The 8,360-nt window shown below is 54.9% G+C and carries 8 protein-coding genes and 3 pseudogenes; 8 read left to right on the forward strand and 3 right to left on the reverse strand.

What is annotated here, in order from left to right:
- The 8 genes and pseudogenes from A3A5_RS44505 to A3A5_RS0108060 all read left to right on the forward strand — a co-directional run.
- A pseudogene (locus A3A5_RS44505) lies at nucleotides 1-305 on the forward strand (hypothetical protein); the annotation flags it as partial.
- Nucleotides 280-438 carry a transposase gene (gene tnpB / locus A3A5_RS37925; RefSeq protein ID WP_018310089.1) on the forward strand — a complete coding sequence of 53 codons (159 nt, stop codon included), beginning with the start codon at nucleotides 280-282 and terminating at the stop codon, nucleotides 436-438. The pseudogene A3A5_RS44505 and the gene tnpB, both read left to right, overlap by 26 nt.
- Nucleotides 439-477: 39 nt before the next feature.
- Nucleotides 478-1,442, forward strand: a pseudogene (locus A3A5_RS37930) (transposase).
- Nucleotides 1,369-1,533, forward strand: coding sequence for a transposase (locus tag A3A5_RS45590; protein ID WP_018310090.1), 165 nt, complete (start codon nucleotides 1,369-1,371; stop codon nucleotides 1,531-1,533). Before A3A5_RS37930 ends, A3A5_RS45590 begins: the two are co-directional and overlap by 74 nt.
- A gap of 7 nt (nucleotides 1,534-1,540) precedes the next feature.
- Entirely contained in the window at nucleotides 1,541-2,137 is a 597-nt protein-coding gene (locus A3A5_RS0108045) for a plasmid pRiA4b ORF-3 family protein (RefSeq protein ID WP_026200566.1), read from the forward strand.
- Nucleotides 2,138-2,347: 210 nt separating this feature from the next.
- Nucleotides 2,348-3,130 (forward strand): hypothetical protein, encoded by a 783-nt coding sequence (locus A3A5_RS0108050; protein ID WP_018310092.1) that lies wholly within the window; start codon nucleotides 2,348-2,350, stop codon nucleotides 3,128-3,130.
- A gap of 660 nt (nucleotides 3,131-3,790) precedes the next feature.
- Nucleotides 3,791-4,207 (forward strand): hypothetical protein, encoded by a 417-nt coding sequence (locus A3A5_RS44005; protein WP_198293113.1) that lies wholly within the window; start codon nucleotides 3,791-3,793, stop codon nucleotides 4,205-4,207.
- Nucleotides 4,208-4,214: 7 nt separating this feature from the next.
- A complete protein-coding gene (locus A3A5_RS0108060) occupies nucleotides 4,215-4,997 on the forward strand; it encodes a glycosyl hydrolase (protein WP_018310094.1) in 783 nt (260 codons plus the stop codon).
- A gap of 415 nt (nucleotides 4,998-5,412) precedes the next feature.
- Here the strand turns inward: A3A5_RS0108060 and A3A5_RS0108065 are convergent, their stop codons facing one another.
- The 3 genes and pseudogenes from A3A5_RS0108065 to A3A5_RS44510 all read right to left on the reverse strand — a co-directional run.
- The gene (locus A3A5_RS0108065) at nucleotides 5,413-5,931 is read right to left on the reverse strand and encodes a DUF2165 family protein (RefSeq protein ID WP_018310095.1); all 519 of its coding nucleotides are present in this window, start codon (nucleotides 5,929-5,931) and stop codon (nucleotides 5,413-5,415) included.
- Nucleotides 5,932-6,260: 329 nt separating this feature from the next.
- Nucleotides 6,261-6,875 (reverse strand): heme-binding beta-barrel domain-containing protein, encoded by a 615-nt coding sequence (locus A3A5_RS40960; protein WP_081623830.1) that lies wholly within the window; start codon nucleotides 6,873-6,875, stop codon nucleotides 6,261-6,263.
- Nucleotides 6,876-8,148: 1,273 nt separating this feature from the next.
- Nucleotides 8,149-8,360: pseudogene (locus tag A3A5_RS44510) on the reverse strand (hypothetical protein); the annotation flags it as partial.

The following is an 8,360-nucleotide window of genomic DNA, read 5'->3' on the forward strand; positions in this document are numbered from 1 at the left end:
GGATGCTCGGTGGCGAAATGATCCGACGACGCCATGAAGATCCCGATCTCCTTACCCTCCCTGTGGCAACCCTCCTGGACAAGCTCATCGAGGAAGACGGCGGCCCTCTCATCTGGCCAGTTATCTCCGAGTCCGCACAAAATTCCTTTGATGCAACCTGTCGCAACCTGTCGCAAGCTCTATCAGTACCTGAATCGGGCTTCACTCGGCTAGCCGCACATCCGCTTTCACCCACAGATTCCGCCGACGAGCCTGATTTTATGGTGGAGCGGCGACGGCATGAACCTGTACGCAAAACGACTTGAGCGCGGACGCTTCGTGTGGCCGCAGGCGGACTCGGGAACAGTCCATCTGTCTGCCGCCCAACTGTCGATGCTGCTCAAGGGGATTGACTGGCGGCATCCAAAGCGGACGTGGCAGCTGACGCACGCGGCATAACAGCCCACAAGCTCGCGGGCTTCATTTACACCGGCACGCATGCCAGCCAGCCATCTGCCCGATGACATCGCCGCCCTCAAACGCATCGTTGCCTCGGGCGACGAGACCATTGCGCAGTTGCTGGCGGAGATCTCGCGACTGAGGCGATGGCAGTATGGCCGTTCATCGGAGCGTATGACCGAACTGATGGGCCAGTTGCAGCTGGCGCTCGGTGAGCTTCCCGTTCCTGAATCGGCCATGGCGGCAACGGCGAAGGCGCCTGATGCCGACGCGACTGCCGGTACGTCGGCCACAACGAACATTTTTCCGCTGTGCCGCAAGCCATGGCACTTCCCCGCCCATCTTCCCCGTGAAACGGTTGTTCATGCACCGACGGACTGTGGATGCACGGAGTGCGGGCAACAGATGGGTGCGCAGGGCGAAGACGTCTCGGAGGTGCTCGACTATGTGCCCGGTTACTTCAAGGTACTGCGTCACGTGCGTCCGAAGCTGAGCTGCCCGCGCTGTGCTGCAGTGGTGCAGAAGCCAGCACCTTCGCGCCCGACAGCGCGCGCAATGGCGGGAGCCGGACTGCTCGCGCAGGTCGTCGTCGCGAAGTACGCTGACCATACGCCGCTATACCGGCAGGCAGGCATCTATCGCCGCGCGTGCATCGAACTGGATCGGGCACACTGGCTTCGTGGGTGCGTGAAGCAGCGGCGCTGCTGCAGCCGCTGTCCGATGCACTCGGTCGTTATGTGCGCGACGCAGACAAGATCCATACCGACGACACGCTCGCGCCTGTGCTGGAGCCAGGGCGTGGCAAGACACGCACGGCGCGCCTGTGCCTGCATGAGGTGGACAACACGGCGGAGCGCGCGATCAGGCCCGCTGGTCCTCGGCAGGCGCTATCTGTTCGCAGGCTCCGACGGCGGTGGCGAAAGCGCGGCGGTGATCTACAGCCTGATCGGTACGGCGCGCCTGAACGACATCGAGCCGTTTGCGTACCTGCGCACGGTGTTTGAGCGCATCGCCGATCATCCCATCAACCGCATCGACGAGTTGCTGCCGTGGCGCCTGATGCCAGCCGAAAACGTCGAGCAGCAAGCCGCGTAATAATTCGATGGCCCAAGCTCGCAAGCCCTCCCTGCGCCCGGTCAGAGCGCCAGTGCCCGATTACGTGTTGCGCGTTGAACTGCAGTACATCAAGCCGGCAATCTGGCGACGAATCATCGTCCCCGGCTCAATCCGTCTAGGCAAACTGCATGTCGTGCTGCTGCTGGCCATGGGCTGGGAGGGCGCGCACCTGCACGAATTCGTCTTCGACGAAACCAACTATGGTGAACCGGATGACTTCGGATTCCAGAGCGATCCGCCAATGCTCAATGAAGCACAAGTCACGCTGGCGAAGGCGCTGGGCGGGCTGAAGTCATTCACCTACATCTACGACTACGGTGACAACTGGCAGCATCGGATCAAGGTCGAGAAGGCTCTGGTGCCTGATCCAGACATGCGCCGGCCGCTGTGCCTGAACGGGCGGAATGCGTGTCCGCCGGAAGACGTCGGTGGAGTGCCGGGATATGCCAACTTCCTCGAAGCGATCGGCGATCCGACTCAGGAGGAACACGACCACTTCCACGAGTGGTGTGGCGGCACCTTCGATCCCGCTGCCTTCGACCTCGTGCTCGCGAATCAGCGGCTCTCAGAGATCAAGTTCTGATCGTCAAGACGGTCTCGGTTTGACGCTTATCTGGTTGCCGTAGGGCGCCGTACAGCAGCCTGGAAATGGCCTGATATACAGTGAGTTTGGGTGAAACGACGCCAAGCAACGAAAATTAATGATCTGGCTTGATTATTGCGTGCTATAGCGAGAGATTTTTGCTATGAAAGCAAATAGTAGGTGCTGACAGAACACCGAGTTGAATCAAGAATGATGACGAAAGCTTTTACCCGCGAGCAATTAGACACCTATTTTGCGTCTTTCGTTGGCATGGAAGGGGGGAACCCGTCCGCTGCGGTCTGGTTTTGCGACTACTCGCCGACCAGGAGCAGCCTATCGCTGGTCGCCCCACTGATGCCGCAGCTTGAATGTCCAGCTTGGGACTCCCCATTTCGTGCAAGGCATGCAAAGGAGATCCTCCGGTGGCAGACTCACCAGCGAATCGCTCATATTATGTCAGCTGCGCGTGAAATGGTGTTGTTTGGCCAAGAAGATAGTGGCGACTGGAAAAGATATCTTACTGAGCACCTGTATCGACCGCTGGGGCGGGAATTCATGCTTAGCCTATTTCCGCTGCCGATCCGTACAGGCTACGGCCAGAGTTGGAGGCGACGCTATGGCATGCAACCTGAACTTGCTTCGAGAATAGCGTACATGACTCTTTGCCGTGAGGGGGGGCGTTTTCGTTTCATCGAGGCGTTACGTCGCCGTGAGCGGCCTAAGGTGGTGGTATGTCTGGGTGAGCGTCATGAGGACGATTATGTGCATGCCTTCGGTATGCGCGGGCTCCCATACAAAGAGCACACCCTGAAGCCGGCCGACCAGGCTCGCATACTCCATATCTACGACGACAAAGGCACGCGGCTGGTGCTTTGCCCCGCCTTAGCCGGTGCCGCCGGTATGTGCTCTGACGTCCTTCTGAAAGCAATGGGGTCCTACATCAGCCAATGGTTGGCGAAGGCGGAATTTGAGTTGTGGTCCACAAATCAATAAGGCAATCATTGATGACCCGTCTAGGTACACGACGATCCCAAGCCCAGTGTGGGATAAGGCATAAAGGCGGTAAGGTCGCCGGGCCAGATAATTCGAACTCAGCAAGTCTTGGTATGACATGGTAAGCATGGGGCCGGACACAGGCATCAAAGCATCCAGGGGCGAACCTCGACAAACCGAGGAACAAATTTGTCGTAATTACGACAAATATTACATTCCTCACTGTCTCGTAGCTTTGCCTTCGAGCGATTCATCCTGGCCAAGAATCAAGGCGACGCGCGTTTCGATAGCGCATAGAAGCAGGGCGGCCCATTCAAAATGGAGGCGTATGAAGGGAGTAGTAGCAAGAGCCATGCGTAATCGCAACAATTGGCCCAAGACTTGCATACCAAGGGCCCTCAACGGCAAAGTTCGCCGAAAATGCCAAGGGTAAAGCATGACTTGCGTTGTAGCAATCAAGCAGTTCGGCATGATGTACATGGTGCTGATTCAGCTGCGAGTAATGGCAATGGATATGCTATACGAGTCCGCAACGATCCGAAGATCAATCAGGTGGGCCCTTTCCTGTTCGGTTTCACCACTTCATTCCGGATGGGGCAGCTTCTTGGCCATGCATTCGTTCCTCCGGAGCGTGACCCGCGTGTTTCCACTGAGACGTTCATGACGACTACGTTCATCAACGCAGTGCGCGGATGTCTCAAGTCGGGCGGTTATGCGAAAAAGGCGGACGATGTGGAGAGCGGTGGAACATTCCTCGTAGGCTATGAAGGTAGAATTTTTCGAATCGAAAGCGACTATCAGGTCGGCGAAACACGCCTAGACTATGAAGCAGTTGGATGCGGACAGGACGTGGCAATGGGGGCGCTCTACGCATCCTTCAATTCCGGCAATCCAGTCGAACCAATGCGGGAGCTCCGGACCGCCCTGATGGCGGCAAAGCAATTCTCGTGTGGTGTACGGGGCCCATTTGTATACAAGGCTATGACCTTGGATGGTACAAGCAAAGTCGTGGAGAATGACGGTTGCTTAACTAGAATCCCTACTGATCCCGCCCGACTTCCCACCGACAGGAGTTAAAAAGGACATGACTAAATTCCAAATCTTGTTTGGCTACGCCATCGCCGCGGCCCTGATGCTTGGATCCACCATCGCACAGGCTGCAACGTGGTCTGCAGCTTCGCCTTCAACCTCGTCCTGCCATGAGCGCACTCTTTTCGCTAATTGGACCTACGGCAGGTATACTTTCAACAATGACGCTTGGGGGCCTTGCGGAAATCCTCCAGTCGCAATTGGTTGGCAGACCTTCTGGGCCAACACAAACCTCGACTGGGGTGTCACTTCGGACCAGCCCGACACGAGCGGCATCAAGTCCTATCCGCACGTCGAATACTCTGTCAACAAACCTATCAGCTCGCTGAGCAAGCTCACCGCCTCTGTCTCAGCTACAACGCCTTCCATTGGTGCCTGGGAATCAACATTGGATGTCTGGGCCGGCACAGAACGGCACGAGATCATGGTCTGGCTGAACTACACCGGCACCTCGAATGGGTGCGGTAATGTCAAGCCGATCTCCCACAACTGGACCTCTGGCGGTTGCGCGATTCCGCTCTATAGCAACGTCCCGTTGTCCGGTAGCACATGGAATGTCTATGTCGGTAGCAATGGCAATAACGCTGTCTATTCTTTCCTGCGCACAACGAAGACCGACAACACCACGATCGATGTGCTGGAGATTATGAATTACTTGAAATCGCTGAACTATTTTGGTGACGTGGTCATCGGTAAGGTCGAGTACGGCTTTGAAATAACCTCGTCGGTCGGCGGCCTTAGCTTCGTGTCTAAGAACTTCGCCGTCACCGCAGAGTAATTCCGGCTCCTATCGTCGCGGTCAGCGGATCGCGGCTGTTGCCACCGCACGTCAGCTGGCAATGATCGTCTGGCACGTCCTCGCGCAATAACGAATGCTTCGCCGGGATCGCAGCGCTGACTGCACGAGAGACCCATGAGCTGGGACTGAGGAGGCTGCCTCCTGCGCGTCGCGGTAGCCGCAAGGGACCTGCCGCTGCCTACAATCGTCGACGAGCAAGCCTCCCAGGCATGTCGCCACAACTGAACGACCAACGGTATTCCGAGCCTGTCGGCGAAGTCCCTGCATGCCCGCCCGGCCGCCTGTTCCCTTCTACCCCTCTGAGTCTACTTTTTCCCGTGCGCGCCTAAGGTATCCCCAGATTATGCTGTGCGAGCGTCTACAAGACGGGGGCCCTTGGTCGATAAGGTTTTGACTATAGGTCGTCCGGTCTGTCGAGGATTTCCAAAGCATCATCGCGATGGCTTAGGAAGATCAGCACCGAAAGGATCGTGATAAAGAATCGGAACGCATCTGGCATCCCATTCCACTGTTTCGACATCCACATGCCGAACCATTCCCCTCCCACCGACATGAATGCGACCTGCCATGTCAAAAAACCCAGCGTAAGTCCGGCGATGGCAAAGCCTTTCGCGCGCTGAAAGGTCATGTGGGAGCCACGGCGTGCGCACCACAAGCGATTGCCGCCGACCCAGCACAGCGCAGCGGTTGCGGTCTCTAGTGTGATAATGCCCACATAGGCAACATGATGCAGAGGGGGCGAGGTGATAGCTCGATACATGATTCCGTTACCTGGGAACGTCGTGTCCATTAGCAGCACATGACGAACAAAGTCAAAATTCGTGGAGTAGTCAGTGATATTGTCAAACGCGACCAAAGAGGCAAAGAGGGCGATGGCAAAGACCATTAGTGTCTTGGAGATTCGTAGGATCATGGATTGCTTCGAATAAGTGTATGAAACTGACACGACGCGTGAGCGGAGTCGGTGGACCAGCAGCGCAAATTTCTGTATTCAGGAAACGACGTATAACTACTACAGCCCGATTTCGGGACGGGCGTTACTTGAAGCACCGTGGCCCGTTGGAAACCGTGACAAGAGCCGGGGTCAGTCTTGTCTGAAAAAGATGGTGTTCCCGTCCATTAGGGGCTGGCCAGGGTGAAGATTTGCGATGAGCCGAACTCGCTTCCCTAGCGCTTTTCGGCAGACCCCAAATGATAGCAGGAGTTGACAACTCCAACGCTTGGCGCAGTACACAATACAATCTACATTCCGGCCTTCCTGCGCAGGGTACCGGTATCGACGTGAACGAACTTTTTTCCATAGATTGTCAGGATGGTTCTTTGTGAATATGTCAAGGTTCCATCGGGGTTCAAATTCATATCAATGTAAAACTCATGCGTTTTGCCGTTCTTCCTCATAAAGGAATTCTCAGCAAAGGGGCGCGTATAAGCACTAAAGGAATTATTGTCCTTTAGCCTTCCTTCCGCCGTTGCGCAAACTCCTCGGGGGATGCAAAAAGAATCAATGATGGTATTATTCTTCCTGTTCAAAATAAAATATCCAACTTGATCATGAAACATTTGGCTATCTGATTTTCTAAATACCTGCTGGTGGTAGCTTACAGACACCAAGTTCTGGTCGCTCGCATTGGTGACGCTCGGCCCATCACTAATGACGATTTTTTCGAAGTATGGGTTAGACGCAGCCGCTCCGGTTGGTAGGCCTGTTTTCTTTTGGGCTGGCGCAATATCCATTCCCTTGTCGCCCTCCCAAGTCCCAATAAGTCGCGATAAGAGATTAAATTCGTTGGGTGGCTCCGTGGCGTGGGATGAGCTACGGAAAATCAGTGCCACGATGGTTGTGACGATTTTTTTCATTGTATAACGTTAATTTGGTTGAAGAATGATATTCGCTTTGAGTCAAAACATTATGCTTCAATTCATTCGATTATCCAAATAACGGAAAAAATTAGCAATTGCACCGTGTATAAAGTCGCTATTAAACAGAACTCGTTACGCCAAGCATTGGAGGGCGTCGGGTGTCGGGCTCGCAAAAATATGGCAGATGCAAGTCGGCAAGTACGTTGTCCGAATGAGTGCGCCCGCAAGGTGAGCCTCTTTCGCAGTCCAAATTTCGCCCTGTGCCATTCTTTCTGGTACTCGGGGTGAAGCATTCGAGTTCTCCTTTCCGTCATAATAGCCTTCTGGAAGGCTATGCTCGAATTACGCGAAGACGGCGTGGAGAGCAAGAATTCCGCTCCGACCGCATTTCCCAAGATGCAAGAAAAGGGTCGCCGCCGTACATTCGCGGCCAGCGTGCCGGACTCCATTCGGCCATGCGTTCAACCTTGCATCGCATTACAGAAAATCTGTGTGCCACTATCCTCGGTGGTGATCCGTGGGGGCAGCGTTGCACCACGATGCGGATATGCTGTCGTTCGCGGTTTCATTGCTACTGGGGTTGACCAATGTCAGTATTCATTTAGATACCGTTGCCAATGTGCATGAGTTGTGCCAGTTGGGGTAACCCATCAGTCGCCCTTCAGACCGCTTGTTTAGGACTCCCCACGCTCTATTGCTGGCAACAGTTCGCGAGGCTAGCTATTACCATAAGTCGCTCATTAGTAAAGAGACCTGGGCACCTGGCGCTCCCCGCTTGGATGGCAATCAAGGGATCAGCAAGGGTTATGCCAGGCAGTTCGTCATGGTCACTCGCTATTTTTTTCGAGGCGCCGACGCACGATGTATCAATCATTGTTGCAAATGTAGCTTTGTGGACAATGCTGCTACGTTTTACTCCATAAGGGTTAATGCAATTTGTCAATATCCATTGACCGCTGTATCAAGCGTATAACCGTGCACTGCTTATTCTTTTGCTTATACGGTGCGTTTGCCCTCATGGTTCGGAGTTCGACGTGTCTATCGACGCCTAAACTTCTGCTCGGGGAACGGGTCTGCACCACGTTTCGTAGATCGACCACGGCGCTGTCTGACCTCGAATGGGAGTGCAGCGGTGAACGCATCGTGGATACCCCATCAGACGCCCTGCGGTAAGCTGGAGCAAGTGTCATCGATGGAGCGTGGGTTTCTGTTTTTGATCTTGATCAACTTGAAGCTGGTGGCATTCGATCTATCTTCCATGCTTATCCGGTTAGCTCCCAAACCTACTAGATGTAGTGGGTAGCGATTTTTTGGCATAGAGCTCGGCATAGGTCGGCGCGGTGACGTCACCAGCGATGCCGAGCAGGGAGCGAAATGCCATGCTTATCCGGTTGTCTCCCAAGCCCTCTACCGATAGTATGTTGGTCATCTGTGCCACCCCGGGGCAACCATGGTTATTGACGTGCTTGACCGAGGCGATCT

The organism is Cupriavidus sp. UYPR2.512, assembly GCF_000379565.1.
Classification (GTDB): domain Bacteria; phylum Pseudomonadota; class Gammaproteobacteria; order Burkholderiales; family Burkholderiaceae; genus Cupriavidus.